General features: G+C 55.9%; 15 protein-coding genes. 6 read left to right on the top strand and 9 right to left on the bottom strand.

The window, feature by feature from the left end:
• Positions 1-84 precede the first annotated feature (84 nt).
• The 4 genes from RTN40_RS18750 to RTN40_RS18735 all read left to right on the top strand — a co-directional run bounded on the left by RTN40_RS18750 (position 85) and on the right by RTN40_RS18735 (position 6352).
• Entirely contained in the window at positions 85-2208 is a 2124-nt protein-coding gene (locus RTN40_RS18750) for an alpha-galactosidase (protein ID WP_312229789.1), read from the top strand.
• A gap of 44 nt (positions 2209-2252) precedes the next feature.
• On the top strand, positions 2253-3530 hold the full coding sequence (locus RTN40_RS18745) for an MFS transporter (protein WP_312229788.1): 1278 nt from the start codon (positions 2253-2255) through the stop codon (positions 3528-3530).
• 964 nt (positions 3531-4494) lie between these two features.
• Positions 4495-5955, top strand: coding sequence for a PAAR domain-containing protein (locus RTN40_RS18740; RefSeq protein ID WP_312229787.1), 1461 nt, complete (start codon positions 4495-4497; stop codon positions 5953-5955).
• A gap of 4 nt (positions 5956-5959) precedes the next feature.
• Positions 5960-6352, top strand: coding sequence for a hypothetical protein (locus RTN40_RS18735; RefSeq protein ID WP_312229786.1), 393 nt, complete (start codon positions 5960-5962; stop codon positions 6350-6352).
• Positions 6353-6848: 496 nt separating this feature from the next.
• Here the strand turns inward: RTN40_RS18735 and rhaM are convergent, their stop codons facing one another.
• The 9 genes from rhaM to rhaB all read right to left on the bottom strand — a co-directional run bounded on the left by rhaM (position 6849) and on the right by rhaB (position 16567).
• The gene (rhaM, locus tag RTN40_RS18730) at positions 6849-7163 is read right to left on the bottom strand and encodes an L-rhamnose mutarotase (protein WP_312213995.1); all 315 of its coding nucleotides are present in this window, start codon (positions 7161-7163) and stop codon (positions 6849-6851) included.
• Positions 7160-8308: a lactaldehyde reductase gene (gene fucO, locus RTN40_RS18725; protein ID WP_312229785.1), complete on the bottom strand. Its 1149-nt coding sequence runs from the start codon at positions 8306-8308 to the stop codon at positions 7160-7162. Before fucO ends, rhaM begins: the two co-directional genes overlap by 4 nt.
• A gap of 30 nt (positions 8309-8338) precedes the next feature.
• Positions 8339-9343 carry an ABC transporter permease gene (locus tag RTN40_RS18720; protein ID WP_312229784.1) on the bottom strand — a complete coding sequence of 335 codons (1005 nt, stop codon included), beginning with the start codon at positions 9341-9343 and terminating at the stop codon, positions 8339-8341.
• A complete protein-coding gene (locus tag RTN40_RS18715) occupies positions 9340-10344 on the bottom strand; it encodes an ABC transporter permease (RefSeq protein WP_312213989.1) in 1005 nt (334 codons plus the stop codon). Before RTN40_RS18715 ends, RTN40_RS18720 begins: the two co-directional genes overlap by 4 nt.
• On the bottom strand, positions 10344-11846 hold the full coding sequence (locus tag RTN40_RS18710; protein WP_312229783.1) for a sugar ABC transporter ATP-binding protein: 1503 nt from the start codon (positions 11844-11846) through the stop codon (positions 10344-10346). The genes RTN40_RS18715 and RTN40_RS18710 overlap by 1 nt, the downstream gene beginning before the upstream one ends.
• Positions 11847-11912: 66 nt before the next feature.
• A complete protein-coding gene (gene rhaS, locus RTN40_RS18705) occupies positions 11913-12899 on the bottom strand; it encodes a rhamnose ABC transporter substrate-binding protein (RefSeq protein WP_154056598.1) in 987 nt (328 codons plus the stop codon).
• 85 nt (positions 12900-12984) lie between these two features.
• Complete coding sequence (gene rhaD, locus RTN40_RS18700) at positions 12985-13815, bottom strand: rhamnulose-1-phosphate aldolase (RefSeq protein ID WP_312229782.1); 831 nt, start codon at positions 13813-13815, stop codon at positions 12985-12987.
• Positions 13816-13841: 26 nt separating this feature from the next.
• A complete protein-coding gene (rhaA, locus tag RTN40_RS18695) occupies positions 13842-15101 on the bottom strand; it encodes an L-rhamnose isomerase (protein ID WP_312229781.1) in 1260 nt (419 codons plus the stop codon).
• Positions 15098-16567 (bottom strand): rhamnulokinase, encoded by a 1470-nt coding sequence (gene rhaB / locus RTN40_RS18690; protein WP_312229780.1) that lies wholly within the window; start codon positions 16565-16567, stop codon positions 15098-15100. The genes rhaA and rhaB overlap by 4 nt, the downstream gene beginning before the upstream one ends.
• A 300-nt stretch (positions 16568-16867) precedes the next feature.
• Between rhaB and rhaS (RTN40_RS18685) the strand changes: the two genes are divergently transcribed.
• Entirely contained in the window at positions 16868-17704 is an 837-nt protein-coding gene (rhaS, locus tag RTN40_RS18685) for an HTH-type transcriptional activator RhaS (RefSeq protein WP_312229779.1), read from the top strand.
• A gap of 80 nt (positions 17705-17784) precedes the next feature.
• Entirely contained in the window at positions 17785-18639 is an 855-nt protein-coding gene (gene rhaR, locus RTN40_RS18680) for an HTH-type transcriptional activator RhaR (RefSeq protein ID WP_312229778.1), read from the top strand.
• Positions 18640-18669 lie beyond the last annotated feature (30 nt).

Below are 18669 nucleotides of genomic sequence, written 5' to 3'. Positions count from 1 at the left end.
CGATCACAAATCCGAAACGTTTTGGTTTGTATCCGAAACGTTTCGGATCAACACTCAGAACATCCCGATGACAGGAGATGTCTGATGCATGATTCGATTTTAAGACTGGAAAGCAAAACGGTAGACGTGGTGATCAAAACTCACCCCTTTGCCGAAATTCTTTACTGGGGTTCGCACCTTCACCACTTTTCGCCGCAGGATGCAGCAAGTTTATCCCGCCCGGTAGCCAACGGCAGGCTGGACGTGGACTCGCCAGTGACGCTGATGGCCGAGCTGGGTCAGGGTCTGTTTGGTTCGCCGGGCATTGAAGGTCACCGCCAGGGATTGGACGGGTCGCCGGTATTCAAAACCACACACGTACAGCAGCAAGGGCAAACCCTGACGATTACTGCTGAAGATGAGCATGCCGGACTGCGCCTGACCAGCGAACTTGCGCTCGACGACAGCGGCGTGCTGGTGGTACGCCACGGTTTAACTAATCTTCGGGCGCAGGCGTGGCAGGCTGATCGCCTTGCCGTCACGCTGCCGATTGCCGAGCGCGCCGGAGAGGTGATGGCCTTTCATGGACGCTGGACCCGCGAGTTTCAGCCGCACCGCATGAAGCTTGAGCATGACAGCTTCGTGATTGAAAACCGTCGCGGCCGCACCTCCCATGAACACTTTCCGGCACTGATTAGCGGCACGCAGGCATTCAGTGAAATGCGCGGCGACGTATGGGGCGTGCATCTGGGCTGGAGCGGCAACCACCGTCTGCGGGCCGAAGTAAAAACCGACGGTCGCCGCTATCTGCAGGCCGAAGCGCTCTACCTGCCGGGAGAGATGGCCGTTGAGGAGGGGGAAACGCTGTGGACGCCGCGGCTATACGCCAGCTACTCCGCAAACGGGCTGAACGGAATGAGCCAGCAGTTTCACCGCTACCTGCGAGACAACGTTATCCGCTTCCCGGAGAACAAGCCGCGCCCGGTACACCTCAATACCTGGGAAGGGATCTATTTCGACCACGATCCGCAATACATCATGCGGATGGCGGACGAAGCGGCAGCGCTGGGCGTGGAGCGCTTTATTATCGACGACGGCTGGTTTAAAGGACGCAACGACGACCACGCTGCGCTGGGCGACTGGTACCTCGACGAGAAGAAATACCCCAACGGTCTGATGCCGGTGATTAACCACGTTAAAAATCTCGGCATGGAGTTTGGTATCTGGGCCGAGCCGGAGATGATCAACCCCAACTCGGATCTCTACCGGGCGCACCCGGACTGGGTGCTGGCGCTGCCGGGCTATGCTCAGCCCACGGGCCGCCATCAGTACGTGCTCAACCTGAATATTCCAGAGGCGTTTGAGTACCTGCTTGAGCGTATGAGCTGGCTGCTGGGCGAGCATCCGGTGGACTATGTGAAGTGGGACATGAACCGGGAGCTGGTGCAGCCTGGACACAACGGCAAGGCTGCCGCCGATGCGCAGACGCGTCAGTTCTATCGTCTGTTGGATGCGCTGGGGGAACGCTTCCCGCAGGTCGAGTTTGAGTCCTGCTCCTCGGGCGGGGGACGCATTGACTACGAGGTGCTCACCCGCTGCCACCGTTTCTGGGCATCGGACAACAACGACGCGCTGGAGCGTAATACCATTCAGCGCGGGATGAGCTACTTCTTCCCGCCAGAAGTGATGGGCGCGCATATCGGTCATCATAAATGTCACGCCACCTTCCGTCAGCACAGCATTGCGTTTCGCGGGCTTACCGCGTTGTTTGGTCATATGGGGCTGGAGCTGGATCCGCTCAGCGTCGATGAGCAGGAGCGTGAAGGCTACCGGCACTATGCCGCGCTGCACAAACGGTGGCGCGCGATCATCCACACGGGTACCCAGTGGCGCGTAGATATGCCGGATGCCACCACCCTGGCGCAGGGAGTCGTGAGCCAGGATCGAGGCCAGGGCTTGTTTATCGTCAGCCAACTGGCGATGCCGGATCACACCCTGATGATGCCGCTGCGCATGCCAGGGCTGGAGGCTGGCGCGCAGTACCGTATCACGCTGCTCGATCATCCCAATATTCGCTTAACCGGCGAGGGCGGGCACACCATGCGTAAGCTGCCCGCATGGATGGAGGCCCCGCAGACGGTAAGCGGTGAGTGGTTGATGCAGTCGGGAATTGCACTGCCGATTCTGGATCCGGAAAGCGCCATTCTGATTGGTGTAGAACGGGTGTAATGGTGATGGGCCGGGAAGCCGGCCCACAGCTGAGGATAATAATAATGAGCACAACTGCCTGTACCCACAAAGATAACCCTAACTTCTGGATCTTCGGACTGTTTTTCTTTTTCTACTTCTTCATTATGGCCACCTGCTTTCCGTTCCTGCCGATCTGGCTGTCGGATATCATCGGCCTGAATAAAACCCATACGGGGATCGTCTTCTCCTGCATCTCGCTTTCCGCCATCGCCTTTCAACCCGTGCTGGGCGTAATTTCAGACAAGCTGGGGCTGAAAAAACATATGCTGTGGATCATCTCGGTGCTGCTGTTTCTGTTTGCGCCGTTTTTCCTCTATGTTTTCGCCCCCCTGTTGAAAACTAACATCTGGCTGGGGGCATTAAGCGGCGGTCTGTATATCGGCTTTGTTTTCTCGGCGGGATCGGGGGCCATCGAAGCCTATGTTGAGCGTGTAAGCCGCAACAGCTACTTCGAATACGGTAAGGCACGCATGTTTGGCTGCCTGGGCTGGGGGCTATGTGCCTCTACGGGCGGGGTGTTGTTCGGTATCGACCCGTCGTACGTGTTCTGGATGGGTTCAGCGGCGGCGTTGCTGCTCATGCTGCTGCTAATTATCGCCAAACCGAAACCCAACCAGACGGCGGAGGTGATGAACGCGCTCGGTGCCAACCAGCCGCAGATCACGGCGAAGACGGTATTTAACCTGTTCCGCCAGCGCAAAATGTGGCTGTTTATTCTCTACGTGGTTGGCGTTGCCTGCGTCTATGACGTGTTCGACCAGCAGTTTGCCACTTTCTTCAAATCCTTCTTCGCCACGCCGCAGGAGGGTACCCGCGCCTTTGGTTTTGCCACCACGGCCGGGGAGATCTGCAATGCCATCATTATGTTCTGCTCGCCGTGGATCATTAACCGCATCGGCGCAAAAAATACGCTGCTGATTGCCGGGCTGATTATGGCGGCACGCATTATCGGCTCGTCGTTTGCCACTACGGTAGTAGAGGTCGTCGCCCTCAAGATGCTGCATGCGCTGGAGGTGCCGTTCCTGCTGGTGGGAGCCTTTAAGTACATTACCGGCGTATTTGATACCCGTTTGTCTGCCACTATCTACCTGATTGGCTTCCAGTTTGCTAAGCAGTCAGCGGCGATATTCCTCTCTGCCTTTGCCGGTAATATGTATGACCGGATCGGCTTCCAGGATACCTATCTGATGTTGGGCTGCTTTGTTCTGGCAATTACGGTGGTATCGGCGTTTACGCTCAGCGGCAGGCAGCAGAGCGTCGGTATTAACCCAGGCAGAGCACCTCTTTCAGCTCGACGCTAATCGGGCTGTTATCCAAAAACGACGAAACCCACCAGAGGTGGGTTTCATAAATCGCTTTGCCTATGGTGTACGCAACCAGAACCTGGTAAAGGGGAAGTAGACAGTACAGGCTGTTAATTGTGGATACTAAAGGGTGTATTTATCGCCGTCAACTTCTTCTGCACATATATGGTATGCTTCAGCACACCGCTAACGGAGCAAGCATAAATGCCGCAAGCTGCTAATTATTCACCAGTTATATCGTTAATCTCATCGGTAAGGCTTGGAAGCTATCGTACAACGTTTCGCAGTGCCAATGAATGCGAACTTTATGGTATTTATATATGGTCCCAGCATGAGGATGCATTGTGCCGTTACATTCCATCAGTATTTAACCCTCCATCCACCGATGAACGTAAAAAGCTGGTAACTATCCCTAAGACCGCAGGTCTAACCTTAACCACTACAATTCACCTATTATACTACCTGACGCAGGTCCAGATCCCTCTCACTGCTTTTGACCTGTTACAGCAGGTTAATTTGCCACTATCAACAATACACCAAAATCTGTCCACTTTTGCCGATTTTGGTCTGGTGGATTTCATTGTCGATCACTCGGGAGCCTGTCGCTGATATCTCCTGATAGCAGAGGGACCGAAATTCTGTCCGAACTGCAATCAAACTTTTAACGCCGCTTACTGATAGATCATATATATCACAGCAAAGCTATAACGACTGACGCACACCAATAGCGCCAGCGAATCGTCACGTCCATTTACTACCGATACCTACGTCACCAAGTCGAAGTATTGCTCCTACAGTAGCACCTCCAATATCGACGACAGCGAATAAAACATTCAGGGCGGAAATACGTTTACCCAATGTTACCAAAGACAATTTGGCTTAAGTCTAATGCTTGTTGTGCATGTGGTTATTGCTTGTAAAATGACCACTGTAATTATTTTCACTAAAAGTAGAGGGATTTATGAGATTGGGTTACTGGATTATTAAAGGTGACAAAACTTCTTGCGGTGGTAGTGTTCTTGAAGGGCACCCAAAAGGGCAAAAATTTGGACGTAATCTAAATCCGCAAGCGGTACAAGGTAACAAAGTATCATGCGGTAAACATCCAGGCATATATAGCATTAGTGGAGGACATCCGGGAGAAATTATTCATGGTTGTCTGGGGGCAAGCACGCTCTACAGTCGTTCAACTTGCCCATGTAAGGCTTTTTTTATTCCTTCCCAAACCTGGGCTAAACATGGCCCTTACCAGGACGCACCTGTAAAAGCAGCCTCTATGCCAGTTGCGATGAAAGCCACGTCTGAGCCAGTTCAGGAGCCGGAACAACACGCACAGGCAGCTAAAAAGCCTGTGCAAGAAGAACCAAAACTGCAAGAGTCAAAACGCGAGCCTGTAGATGCTGGCTTTTGTATCCTCCCTTATGGCGCAGTTACAAAGGCATATGAGCCATGGCTATTTCAAAGCGAACCGCCAGCAGGAACTCGCGAGTTATTTCGCTCTCTGAACGGCGAAGGTAAAGAATATAAAGCCGGTTCTATTATGCTGGTAGTCGATCCAGACATGCAGGACAGTGAACAGATCGCCCATATGCAAGCGGCGAAACAACGTATTGATGACGCTTTAGCGCCACTCTCACATCAGCAAGCCAACTTTCTGTACAAGCATAAAGATACCATTGAAATGTTCGCAGCCGCAGCGAGCACTGTAAACGATGCAGCCGGATATTCAGGCAAGGCAACCGAAGCCGCAAAGGGGTATTTCGAAACAATAGAAAAAATTCTGATACAGATCGAGAAGACATATAAGAACCATTACATCACCAGCGGCGCTCTGCTCGGTGAACAATTTTTCGTTGAGCGCCGTCGCTTGTTTGGTCAACTTGATAGCGTCCTCAGGATGTTCACAAAACACCGTTTTATGCTCAACGAATACACCAGTCTCAAAAAGGCTCTTGGACTTTCAAGTAATTCTATCACTCACCGCTGGAATGAAACGGGCGTAAGCGATATTGAAGGTTACGCCACTCATATTGAAAAGCTGGCGAAATACGTGAAACTGATGGAAACCGCCGGGAAAATAGGCCTTGGCTTGTCTGCACTTGATACCACAGCAAAAATTACTGAAGCCTGCACTGTGGGTAGGGATTGCGCCAAAACCTCGTTTACGTCAATTGGTGAATTTTCCGGAAGTTTAATTGGTGGAAGGGTTGCAACAAAAATATTGGCAGGTAACGCTGCAGATGCAGTCTGCGCTGTTGTTTTAGGTGCTACTACTTTTGAGGCTGGTGGCGCGGGGGCATTACTTTGTACGATTGGCATTGCTGGTGGAATCTCATATGGAAGTGAAGGTGCTTTCAGCTGGGCGGGTGAAAAAACAGGCGAAATTATGAACACTCTGTATGAGGTCATAAACAATGATTAGTTTGATGATTACCGAAGCCATAGTATGGATAATTGCGATCTTACTTGGGATCACAAGCATTATAATGTCTGTATTAAATCGCAAACGGTTCAAGGATATATGCTTACTATATAAGGAGAAATATGGAGATTTACCAGAGGTGGTGAAAGTTTTTGATAATATGAATACTTTCTATGTGAACTTTGCTTACAGTATAAAGATGCAGTTTATTTTCAAGCCGCTGCTCAGGAAAAAAAGTTCAAATTTTACTAAGAATGATGATAAAGATTTTATCCGTGAATTACCCAAACGACTTATCGGGCCGTTTTACCTTGAGCTATATCTTACACTTGCAAGCCTTGCATTCTTTATCATCGCGGTAATATTGATTCTGGTAATAACATACGGCAGAAACTAGCACACATATCATCCCTTGAACGGCACCAAATGAAGCGTTGTCATTTGGTGGCGTTGATAACCTTAATGTTTCCCAAAAATCATTATTGTTAAGCTCAAAAAGCCCAAAGGTCGACCTACCAAATATCCGTAACTTACTTACGGAATCTGATGTTTTTATTCGAGGAAGTGGTTAATACTCCATCTATTTTTTCTTAAAGCAATATGGTTGTGTCAGTAAATTTCTTGAGCGGTTCTGATATTGCCGGAGAATGGCTATAAGCAAGAACGTATAATCTTCAATATACATCAAATATCAACAACACTTACCACTGCTCTTGTCAGCTTTGATTTTCCACTCGAAAAGGCAGCTTTGCTTATCATAAATGTCATACCTCAACATCAGCGTCTTATTGGCCGCTTTACTGATGCTCACACGGCTGATCACAGCACGAACAACTTCACGAATGTTCAACCGATCAGCCAGGCGACATAGGCTAACGTCACCTGGCAACCTATCACTCCAGATAGAACACCTCTTTCAGCTCGGCGCTGACCGGACTGTTATCGGCATTGGCAGGCATCACGTCGCGCATATGCTTCCACCAGCGCTGGCAAACGTCGGTATTAGCGACCGCACTCCAGCGCTCCTCAGACTCGATCTCCACGGTGGCAAACAGCAGGTTACGCGCCTTATCGAGGTAGATAGCGTAGTGATGCGCGCCGTGGTCCTTCAGGACCGCCTCAAGCTCGGGCCAGATGGGAGTATGGCGGCGCTCGTACTCCTCGTGGGCGTTAGCGTTAACCTGCATCACAAAGGCCTTACGGATCATAGCGCCTCCAGATAGAGTTCACGCACCTCGTCGCGGCTGGCGGTACGCGGATTGCAGGGGGCACACGGATCGGCCAGAGCCTTATCCAGCCAGCCTTCGATGTCCTCTTTGGTCACGCCGAGCTGGCTGAAGCCGGACGGGATCCCGACGCGGGCGCTGAGGTCACGAATCGCCTGGATGGCCGTCATGCTTGCCGCCTCGTCGCTCATGCCGCGTGTATCGACCCCCATCGCCTGGGCGACGCGGGCAAAGCGCGCCACCGCATGTGGGCGGTTAAAGTTTTCGATAATCGGCAGCAGGATCGCGTTGCAGACGCCATGAGGCAGGTTATGCGTCGCTCCCGGCTGATGCGCCAGGGCGTGTACCAGGCCCAGCCCGGCGCTGTTAAACGCCATCCCCGCCAGATACTGACCGAAGGCCATCTGCTCGCGGGCTTCGATATTTTTTCCGTCATCGACCGCCTTCGGCAGCCAGAGGTTGATCAGGCGAATCGCCTCCAGCGCGTTGGCGTCCGTTAACGGATGCGCACCGACGGAGACAAACGCCTCTATCGCATGGGTCAGGGCATCCATGCCGGTGGCGGCGGTAACCGATGCCGGGATCGCCAGCATCACGCTGGCATCGTCCACGGCAATATCCGGAATAATGTTTGCGTCGATAATCACCTCTTTCACCTGGCGCGCCGAGTCGATGATTACCGCGTTGCTGGTCATCTCTGCCGCCGTACCGGCGGTGGTATTAATGGCTACCAGCGGCACGCCAGCGTTAACCACTTTACCGACGCCGGAGTAGGCGGTTGAGGGACCGGGGTTGGCAGTAAGGATTTTTACTGCTTTCGCGGTATCGATCGGACTGCCGCCGCCGAAGGCGATGATGTAGTCACACTGCGCTGCGCGATAGGCCGCGTAGCCCTCCTGCACCAGCGCCTCGGTGGGATTGGGGAAGACGCTATCAAACAGATGGTATGGCATCTGGTGCGCATCCAGGGCGGCAAACAGGCTGTCGAGCAGGCCCAGCTTAACCAGCTGGCCGTCGGTGACAATCAGCGCCTTGCCCCACTGCTTGTTTGCTACCAGATTAACCATATCGCCAATTGCGCCTGCGCCATGCAGGCTGATTTTAGGCAGTGCCAACATAAAGCTCATGATAGATCTCCGTTAAGTACTGTGATTTTGTTAAATTCGTCTTCGCTGCAAAATCCGGCGGGTGATGATCGGCAGGGAGATGACCACAATCAGCATCGCGCCGATAATGATCGACATCACGATGCCCGGCACGTTGAGAAGGCTCAGGCCAAAGGTCACCAGTCCCATCAGGAAGGCGGCGATAATCACGCCCACCATGCTGCCGGAGCCGCCAAGAATGTTGACCCCGCCCAGCACCGCCATGGTGATCACCGCCAGCTCCCAGCCGGTGGCGATGGTGGGGCGGGTGCTGCCGAGGCGCGAGGTGAGCAGCACCGAGGCCAGCCCGGCCATCAGCCCTACCAGGGCAAAGAGCAGCAGGTTGTGGCGCTTAACGTTGATGCCGGAGTACCAGGCCCCGGTTGGGTTATTGCCGATGGCATAGGTGCGGCGGCCAAAGTTAGTGCGGTGCAGCACGAACGCGAAGAGGCCCGCCAGTACGATAAAGAGCGCAAACTCAAATGACAGCGCCCCCCAGACGTAGCCCTGGCCGAACCAGGCAAAGCTTTCGGGATAGTCGTTCAGCGCCTTATCGCCAAGCAGAATGTAGGTAATGCCGCGATAGAGGCTCATGGTGCCGATGGTGATAACAATGGAGGAGAGATTAAACCGCGTCACCAGCAGGCCGTTGAACAGCCCGCACAGCAGGCCCACGCCTAATCCCACAATCACCAGCAGCGGCGTATCCACCCCTGCCTGAGCGCAAAAGCCCATCACGGTAGAGCTGAGGGCAATGGTGGAGGCCACCGACAGGTCAATCTCTCGGGCGATGATCAGCATCGCCATTGGCAGAACGATGATCGCCTTCTCGGTGAAGTTAAAGGTGGCGTCGGAGAGGTTCCAAATATTAAGAAAGTAGGGCGACGCGAAGGCGTTAATTAAAAACACCAGCAGCGTGACGGCGAGTAAAAAGCCTTCCCAGCACAGGAGCCGTTTCAGCAGCGGCAGCGTTGTGGGGGTGCTGCCCATGCCGTCAGTGGTTAACATTTTGCTCATGGTTTCACCGCCTGTTTCTGTCGGGCCAGCGCCGCATCGCGCAGGATCAGCCGACCTTTACGTTTATTGCCGCGCTCGTTAAGCAGCACCGCTATCACGATCACCGTGCCGGAGATGGCCATCTGCCAGAAGGGCGAGATACCGATCACCGGCAGCGCGTTGTTGATCACGCCGAGGAACAGCGCGCCAAACAAACAGCCGAGCACGCGGCCCGTGCCGCCCATGGTGCTGACCCCGCCGATCACGCAGGCGGCCACCACCTGTAATTCAAAGCCATTGGCGACGTCGACATAGGCCACGGCGAAGCGGGAGATCCACAGGTAGCCGCAGAAACCGGCCAGCGCCCCCGAGAGGCAGAAGCTGACGAACTGCATTTTTCCGGCGTTGATGCCGGTGTAGTAGGCTGCCGTGGCGTTGCCGCCGGCGGTATAGAGCGCCCGGCCGGTGCGGCTGTAGCGCAGGAAGTAGCCCACTACCAGCAGCGCGGCGATGGCGCACCAGCTCAGCAGCGGCAGCCCCAGCACGCTGGTGCGCGGCAGGGCAAGGAAGTCGCCGCTCATCTGGTGGGAGTTGATCCAGCCTCCATCGGAGAGCAGAAAGATAATCCCGCGATAGATGCTCATGGTGCCGAGGGTGACCACAATCGCCGGGATCCCCATCTTCCACACCAGCAGGCCGTTGATCATGCCCATCACCAATCCAAGGCCGGTCGCCAGGATCAGCAGCGCCCAGACCGGAATATCAGGATGATGGAAGTTGAGCAGGGCGACGATCATCCCGGTCAGCGCCAGGTTGGCGGCCATCGACAGGTCGATGCCCTTGGTCAGCAGCACCATCATCTGGCCGAGGGCGAGAATAATCAGGATCGCGGTATCGTTGAAAATTTCCGCCAGGTTGCCGGGCGCGATAAACGACGGCACACGGCTGCCGATAGCCAGTACCATCAGGACGATCACCGCGGCCAGCAGCGCTTCACGGTTTTTAAGCAGTTGTTGCCACATTATGCAGCCTCCTGTTTCGCACCGCTGGCGGCGCTGACGATAGTCTCCGCCGTGGCTTCACCCGCCGCATATTCAGCGACCATCCGCCCCTCGTGCATCACCACGATCCGGTCGGCCATGCCCATTACCTCCGGCAGCTCCGAGGAGACCATGATCACCGCCAGCCCCTGGCCCACCAGTTCGGACATAAACTGGTGTACGGCGGCCTTCGAGCCGATATCGATACCTTTGGTCGGCTCATCGAGGATGATGACGTCAGGATGGGTGGCAAGCCATTTACCGATCACTACCTTCTGCTGGTTGCCGCCGGAGAGCGTCTCCACCGGCTGTTTCCAGCTGAACGCTTTGACCTGAAGCCGTCTGGCATACTCGTCGGCCAGCCGCCACTCACGGTCGTCATGCAGAACGCCGTTCGGGTTAAGCTTGCTGAGCTGCGGCAGGCTAATGTTCTGGGCAATGGGCAGGGCGATGATTGCCCCCTGCTTCTGCCGCTCCTCCGGTACGCAGACGATACCGGCCCGGATGGCGTCCGCAGGCTGGTGGAACTGCACCGCTTTACCGTTAAGCACGATCTCGCCGGAGGAGGGACGCGATACGCCGGAGAGCGCCTGCATCAGTTCGGTACGGCCTGCGCCCACCAGCCCGTAAAAGCCGAGGATTTCCCCCTTGCGCAGGGTGAAGTTGATGTGGGCGAACTCGGTAGGATGGCAAAGATCCTTCACCTCTAGCACCGTTTCGCCAGGATCGCAGGCGATCCTGGGATAGGTCTGGGTAATGGCGCGGCCTACCATCATCGCCACCATCCGCTCTTCGCTGATTTCGCTCATCGCCCCGGAGCCAACGTACACCCCGTCGCGTAGGATGGTGTAGTGATCCGCCAGCTCAAAAATCTCGTCGAACTTATGGGAGATAAACAGAATCGCTTTGCCCTCCTGCTTCAGGCGCTCAACGATCTGGTAGAACTCCAGAATCTCGTGCTGGGAGAGCGCGGCGGTGGGTTCGTCGAGGATCACCACCTGCGCATCAAAGGAGAGCGCGCGGGCGATAGCGACCATGTGACGCTGGGCGATGCTCAGGGTTTTTAGGGTCGCGTGGGGATCGATCTGTACTTCGAGACGGGCGAGGATATCCCGCGCTTTCTGGTGCATGGCGGGCCAGTCGAGCTTTTTCAAAAAGCCGGTATAGAGATACTGGCCGACAAAAATGTTTTCCGTCACCGACAGCTCATCAAACAGCACGGTCTCCTGGTGGATCGCCGTGATGCCCACCCGATGGGCGGATTCCGGCGTCGGAAGCTGGATAGGGATCGCTTTATAGAGGATTTCGCCCTCTTCAGGCTGATAGATGCCGGTCATCACTTTGACCAGCGTGGATTTGCCAGCTCCATTTTCACCAATCAGCGCGGTGACTTTGCCGGGCCAGAGGTCAAGCTGTACGTTTTCAAGGGCGCGCACGCCGGGGAACACCTTAGTGATCCCCTTGAGCTGAAGCAGTGGTGTCATGATAAGTCTCCGTAATCGTAGGGCGGGTCAGCGCCAGCGCCACCCGCCGTTTAGCCGGATAGCGACTCAGAAAATCTTGGAAAACTTATCGATGTTGCTGGCATCGTAGACGAACGGTTCAGACATCGCACCGCTGCCGTCAGCGTCCAGCTTCACCTTGCCGAGCTTGCCCATATTGGCTTCTGTTTTGGTGGCCGTGCCTTTGACCAGATCGTCAGCCAGATAGGTCGCGGCGTAGCCCAGATCGATGGGGTTCCAGATTGCAAAGCTTTTGGTTGCACCGGATTTCACTGCGCCCGCCATCTCAGACGGCAGACCCAGCCCGGTTACATATACCTTGCCAATCTTGCCCTGATCCTTCACCGCCTGAGCGGCGGCCACGATGCCCACTGAGGAGGGAGAGACGATCACCTTCAGGTCCGGGTAGGTCTTCAGCAGGCCAACCGCCTCGCGGTAACTCTTATCGGAGAGGTCATCGCCGTAGGCCACCGTTACCAGGTTGACTGAGGGGTATTTCGGCAGCACCTTTTTCATCTCTTCAATCCAGATGTTCTGGTTGGTCGAGGTTGGCGTTGCGCTGAGGATCGCCACGTCGCCCTTCTCGACGTTTAACGCCTTCAGCGCCTCGGCAGCGAGCTTAACGTTGGTTTCACCAATCAGGGCATTGTTGGACGGGTTAAGATGGATCTGGCGGCCCGCTTTTGCCACGCCGGAGTCCCACGAGACGACTTTGATCCCGCGCTGCATCGCTTTTTTCAGCACCGGCACCACGGCGTCCGGATCGTTCGCCGAGATGGCGATCGCATCTACGCCCTGAGCAATCAACCCGTTCAGCACTTCGATCTGCGCCTCTGCCGTGGTGGTGGTCGGGCCGGTATAAATGACTTTAACATCCCCTAACTCTTTGGCCGCCTCCTGGGCACCGACGTTCGCTGCCTCAAAAAAACCATTGCCGAGGGATTTTGCGACCAGGGCAATTTTAACTTCTGCTAAAGCGGAACCGGACAACGCCAGGGCGGCAACGGTGAGGATCAAGCTTGTCTTTATTTTCATTGCTTTTACTCCACTGATATTGAGTTAGTTTGTAGGGCTTGCAGGTGTGGCTTCGCCCCGTCTCCATGAGCGGGGCGCGATGTTCTTATTTATAAAGCTCGAGTGCGCTGGCCATCGGGGTCACGCCAAAGCGTTTCCCGAGGGCAATCAACTCCTCCTGGGTGATGGTCTGCTTCATGCCGCCCATCGAGTAGACTTTTACCAGCACCTCGGCAGACTTCTCGGCGGTGTCGATGAGGCCAAAGGCTTCGTCCAGCGTCGGACCACTACCGAAGACGCCGTGGAACGGCCACAGCACCAGCGAGTGCCGGGACATCTGCCCTGCGGTGGCCTGGCCGATCTCATCGGTGCCGGGGACCATCCATGGCAGAATGCCAACGCCGTCAGGAAACACAACCAGGCATTCGGTACTGCCTTCCCACAGTTTGCGGGTGATCACATCCGTATCGTTTTCCAACACATAGGTGAGGGCAATCAGGTTGGTGGCGTGGCAGTGCATAATCACCCGGTCTTTGCCATCGGTGGCCTTGATGCGCTCGCAGTGGGAGAGAAAGTGTGCCGGCAGCTCGGAGGTTGGAACCGCTTCATGTGGCAGCCCCCAGAGAATGTGGTAGCCCGCACCATCGCTATCCACTTTAACAATGCCTAAGTTAGCAACGGGGTCGAGCTGCACGTTACGGAAAAACTTACCGGATCCGGTGACGATAAACGGCGTATTGGCCAGCAGCGGCATCGGCTGGCTCAGGGCGATATAGCGCGGGCTAGCGTGGAACTCGGCTTCAAACGGGGCGATATCCGCATCGTCCAGGCGTAGGGTCAGGTTGCCGCCGTTGCGCTCGTCCCAGCCCTTCAGCCAGGCGTCGGAGGTGGCTTTGATCATCCCCTGGACGAACCATGAATTAGTGATGGTCTGCATAGTCTCTCTATTCCTTAAAATGTTTTTTACTTGCGATTGGCCAGAACGTCTTTCTCATACGCACGCACGCTGTCCAGCCACTGGCTCCCCGCCGGGGTATCGTGGCGCTGGCAATACATCTCCCATACCGCCTGCCACGGCAGCGATTTTTGCTCCTCCAGCAGCGCCAGACGGGCGGTGTAGTCGCCCTCGGCTTCCAGCGCGCGTAGTTGAGCCGTCGGCTCCAGCAGGGCGCGCAGCAGGGCTTTCTTCATGTTGCGGGTGCCAATCACCCACGCGGCGATACGGTTGATCGACGCATCAAAGAAATCGAGTCCAATGTGTACCCGGTCAAAGAGATTGTGGCGGACGATTTCGCTGGCGATGGCCTGGGTTTCATCATCCAGCAGCACCACATGGTCGCTGTCCCAGCGCACCGGACGGCTGACGTGCAGTAGCAGGCGCGGGATATAGAGCATGGCGGCGGAGATCTTGTCGGAGATCACCTCCGTCGGATGGAAGTGGCCCGCATCCAGGCAGAGGGCGGTCTGGCGGCTGGTGGCGTAGCCCATATAAAACTCGTTCGAGCCGACGGTGTAGCTCTCCGCACCGATGCCGAACAGCTTGCTCTCTACGGCATCGATGTGATGATCATGGCTCAGCTTTTCGCTCAGGGCTTCATCCAGCGCGGCGAGCAGGCGCTGGCGCGGCGCGAGGCGGTCAACGGTGACGTCCTTCATGCCGTCCGGGACCCAGATGTTCATCACCGACGGCGTGCCCAGCTGCTCGCCAAAATACGCCGAGACGCGACGGCAGGCTTTAACGTGGTCGATCCAGAACTGGCGGATCTCGTCGTTGGCGTGGGAGAGGGTGAACCCATCGGCGCTCAGCGGATGCGAGAAGCAGGAGGGGTTAAAGTCCAGGCCCAGCTTCTGCGCTCTTGCCCACTCCACCCAGTTTTTAAAGTGCTCGGGCTTGATGGCGTTACGCTCCACCGCCGTCTCCGACTCCAGGTAGATGGCATGCAGGTTCAGGCGCTTTGGCCCAGGGATCAGGCTCAGAGCCTGCTCCAGATCGGCCCGCAGCTCCTGTGCGCTGCGCGCTTTGCCCGGGTAGTTGCCGGTGGCCTGGATCCCGCCGGTGAGGCCGCCCTGTGGGTTCTCAAACCCGGCAACGTCATCGCCCTGCCAGCAGTGCATGGAAACCGGCAGGCGATCGAGCTGGCGCAGCGCCTCCTCAACGTCAACGCCTACCGCGGCAAACCGCTGCTTAGCCAGTTCCCAGGCTTGTTCAATTGGAGTGGTCATGCGCAAAGCTCCTTTCTCTGTTGTTTGGCTTGAAACTGCGCAGCGTGGCGGGCAATTTCACTGTCAGGTTGTGGAATAAAGGTTGTCAGGTCATAGTTGGCCGTCACGACCTGGCGGAAAGCATCGACGTTGTTCAGCTCGTCAAGGGTCATCAGCTGAATACCGATATTGCCCAGCGTCGAGGCTTCAATCGGGCCAGCCACCACGGTGACACCGCAGGCGTCGGCGCAGAGCTGGTTAAGAAGGCGGTTTTGGCAGCCGCCGCCAACGATATGCAGCTGGCTGAACGGCCTGCCGCGCAACGCTGCCAGCTCGCCAAGCACGTCGGCGTAGAGCAGGGCAAGGCTGTCGAAGATGCAGCGCGCCAGTTCAGCCTGGCTGGCTGGCTCCAGCTGGCCTGACTCACGGCAGGCGGCGCGGATCTCGGCGCTCATGTTTTCCGGGTTGATAAAGCGCTCATCGTTGGGGTTAATCAGGATCCGGCACGGCGTAAGCTGCTCGGTGTCGGCAATCAGGGCGGGCAGATCGGTTATGTTTTGCTCTTTCAGCACGCGCTGTAGCAGCCACAGGCCCATGATGTTTTTCAGCACCCGGTAGCGCCCCTCAGCACCGCCCTCGTTGGTGATATTGGCCGTCAGCGCCGCCTCGTTGGTATAGGGAGTTTTGCTCTCGAAGCCCATCAGGGACCAGGTGCCGGAGGAGAGATAGGCGCTGTCCGCGTCGCTCAGCGGCGAGGCGATCACCGCGCTGGCGGTATCATGGCTGGCAACGGCCACGACGGGGATCTCACTTCCCTGCGCGCTTCGCCAGTGGCCGATCACGTTGCCCGGATGGGTCGGTCGGCCAAACCAGGCTTTGTCAGCGCCGGTCCAGGCCAGCAGGACGTCATCCCAGTCATCGCTATCAATGTTGACCAGTTGGGTGGTAGTGGCGTTGGTGTACTCCCAGTTCATCTTGCCCGTCAGGCGGAAGCTAAAGTAGTCGGGGATCAGCAGGGCATGCGCCACCTGCGCCGCCTGCGCTGGCTGTTGATCAACGAAGGCGCGCAGCTGATAGAGGGTGTTGAAAGGCAAAAACTGAATGCCGCTGCGTTGGTAGATGGCCTCTCTGCCGAGCTGCGCCTGGGCGCTGGCCATCACACCGTGGGTGCGGCCATCGCGATATGACACCGGCAGGCCGACGCGTTGGCCGTGTTTATCAATTAACACATAGTCCACGCCCCAGGTATCGATGCCAATGCTGTCTATCTGGATAGCCTGCTCGCTGACCTTGTTTAGCCCAAGCAGAATCTCATCTTCCAGACTGTCGATATCCCACGTGGCAAAGCCGTCCACGTTTTGTAGACCGTTAACGAAGCGGTGGATTTCACGCAGCGCCAGGGTGCGCTGTTTACTGTCGTAACGCGCCAGCATTACGCGTCCACTGGATGCGCCGAGATCGACCGCGACACAATGGCGAAAGGTCATAGTGGAGTCCTTCTGAGAGTCATTGCAGACAGTCTAAGAACCCCTTCAGCGGCGCACCTTCTTGCTATGGACAGGCAAAATCGGGCGCTGGCAAGAAAGCAAAGATGAACGTGATAGCGTTCACAATTCCCGGCAATAACAGCGCTCGCAGCGGATGTGACGCCGACCGCATTTCCCGATCTTTCCCACCGTTTCTTGAAAAAGCGACCGGGTTTGCGCGCTTTGGCGTCAAAAATTCAAGGTGAGATTGCCAGCCCTTCATTACTATTTTCGACATGTTCTCCAGTTCAGGAAGCCATCATGACCGTATTACACAGCGTGGATTTTTTTCCGTCAGGTAAAACGCCTGTGGCGATTGAGCCGCGCCTTCCCCAGTCGGCGTTTCCTGAACATCATCATGATTTTCATGAGATTGTTATCGTTGAGCATGGTACGGGCATTCACGTCTTTAACGGCCAGCCTTACTCCATTAGCGGGGGCAGCGTCTGCTTTATCCGCGATCATGACCGCCATCTCTACGAGCACACGGATAATCTCTGCCTGACTAATGTGCTCTACCGCTCGCCAGACGCTTTCCAGTTCCTGGCGGGCCTGAACCAGCTGCTGCCTCAGGAGCAGGACGGCCACTACCCCTCCCACTGGCGGGTTAACCAAGGGGCACTTCAGCAGGTGCGGCAGATTGTCAGCCAGATGGAGCAGAACAGCTCGGAGGAGGGAACTGCCGCCCTTGCCAGCCGGGAGATCCTGTTTATGCAGCTGCTGGTGCTGCTGCGTAAGAGCAGCCTTGAAGAGGGTGCCGCTAACAACGATGCCCGCCTGAATCAGATGATGGCGTGGCTGGAGGATCACTTTGCAGATGAGATCTGCTGGGAGTCTCTTGCCGACCGTTTCTCTCTCTCGCTGCGTACGCTGCACCGTCAGCTGAAGCAGCACACGGGGATGACACCGCAGCGCTATCTTAACCGCCTGCGCCTGATTAAGGCTCGTCACCTGCTGCGCCACAGCGATGAGAGCGTTACTGACATTGCGTTTCGCTGCGGTTTCGGCGACAGCAATCACTTTTCGACGCTTTTCCGCCGGGAGTTTAGCTGGTCACCGCGAGAGATCCGCCAGGGGCGGGATACGCCGCTGCAATAGCCGTAAACGAGAAGGTAATCACCGTTTTTTTGCCAGAAAACAGCTAAATATAGAAGGTTGAAGGCTGTTGAGGTGACGCTGTGGCAGGCCAGTTAATTCTGCGGAGAGATGATTTTTTTGCCAGGCCTGGGCAGGCGGTAGCGGTAGCCGATCGCTATCCGCAAAACGTCTTTGCTGAGCATTCCCACGAGTTTAACGAGCTGGTGCTGGTCTGGCGCGGCAACGGTCTGCATATTCTTAACGATCGTCCATATCGCATTACCCGGGGCGATCTCTTCTATATCCGCGCCGAGGACCGTCACGCCTATGCTTCGGTAAACGATCTGGTGCTGCAAAATATTATCTACTGCCCGGAACGGCTGACGCTTAACCTTGACTGGGCCGCGCATATTCCAGGCCTGGACGGCAGGGAGCCGATACCCTACTGGCGCATTGGCAGCAGCGGCATGGCTCAGGCGCGGCAGGTGATTAGCCAACTGGAGCACGAGAGCGCTAAAACCGATTCGCTCTCCGATCCGCTGGCAGAAACCCTGTTTGCCCAGCTTGTATTAACCCTGAAACGTCATCGCTACGCTACCGATAATCTCTCAGCGACCAGCAGCGAAGCGTTGCTGGATAAGCTCATCACCGCCCTGGCCAGCAGCCTCAGTCGTGCATTTTTTCTTGAGCAATTTTGCGAGCAAAATCAGTGCAGTGAGCGTACACTACGTCAGCAGTTTCGTACCCAGACCGGCATGACAATCAACAACTATCTGCGCCAGCTGCGCATCTGCCATGCCCAGTATCTGCTCCAGCATAGCGAGCTAATGATCGGTGAAATTGCGACACGCTGTGGTTTTGAAGACAGCAACTATTTTTCCGTGGTTTTTACCCGTGAAACCGGCGTAGCGCCGAGTCAATGGCGACACCGCAGCAGGGCACTCACGGCTACATAACAAAAGGTTATAACCATATAAAAACTACGG

This window comes from Pseudescherichia sp., from assembly GCF_031987975.1.
Classification (GTDB): Bacteria; Pseudomonadota; Gammaproteobacteria; order Enterobacterales; family Enterobacteriaceae; genus Pseudescherichia.
Note: the sequence above shows the minus strand (reverse complement) of the source record. Positions and strands in the feature narration are given on the sequence as shown.

Coding starts and splice junctions, on each gene's coding strand:
- RTN40_RS18750 (WP_312229789.1), top strand. CDS start 85: ATGCATGATTCGATTTTAAGACTGGAAAGCAAAACGGTAGACGTGGTG.
- RTN40_RS18745 (WP_312229788.1), top strand. CDS start 2,253: ATGAGCACAACTGCCTGTACCCACAAAGATAACCCTAACTTCTGGATC.
- RTN40_RS18740 (WP_312229787.1), top strand. CDS start 4,495: ATGAGATTGGGTTACTGGATTATTAAAGGTGACAAAACTTCTTGCGGT.
- RTN40_RS18735 (WP_312229786.1), top strand. CDS start 5,960: ATGATTACCGAAGCCATAGTATGGATAATTGCGATCTTACTTGGGATC.
- rhaM (WP_312213995.1), bottom strand. CDS start 7,163: ATGATCCGTAAGGCCTTTGTGATGCAGGTTAACGCTAACGCCCACGAG.
- fucO (WP_312229785.1), bottom strand. CDS start 8,308: ATGAGCTTTATGTTGGCACTGCCTAAAATCAGCCTGCATGGCGCAGGC.
- RTN40_RS18720 (WP_312229784.1), bottom strand. CDS start 9,343: ATGAGCAAAATGTTAACCACTGACGGCATGGGCAGCACCCCCACAACG.
- RTN40_RS18715 (WP_312213989.1), bottom strand. CDS start 10,344: ATGTGGCAACAACTGCTTAAAAACCGTGAAGCGCTGCTGGCCGCGGTG.
- RTN40_RS18710 (WP_312229783.1), bottom strand. CDS start 11,846: ATGACACCACTGCTTCAGCTCAAGGGGATCACTAAGGTGTTCCCCGGC.
- rhaS (WP_154056598.1), bottom strand. CDS start 12,899: ATGAAAATAAAGACAAGCTTGATCCTCACCGTTGCCGCCCTGGCGTTG.
- rhaD (WP_312229782.1), bottom strand. CDS start 13,815: ATGCAGACCATCACTAATTCATGGTTCGTCCAGGGGATGATCAAAGCC.
- rhaA (WP_312229781.1), bottom strand. CDS start 15,101: ATGACCACTCCAATTGAACAAGCCTGGGAACTGGCTAAGCAGCGGTTT.
- rhaB (WP_312229780.1), bottom strand. CDS start 16,567: ATGACCTTTCGCCATTGTGTCGCGGTCGATCTCGGCGCATCCAGTGGA.
- rhaS (WP_312229779.1), top strand. CDS start 16,868: ATGACCGTATTACACAGCGTGGATTTTTTTCCGTCAGGTAAAACGCCT.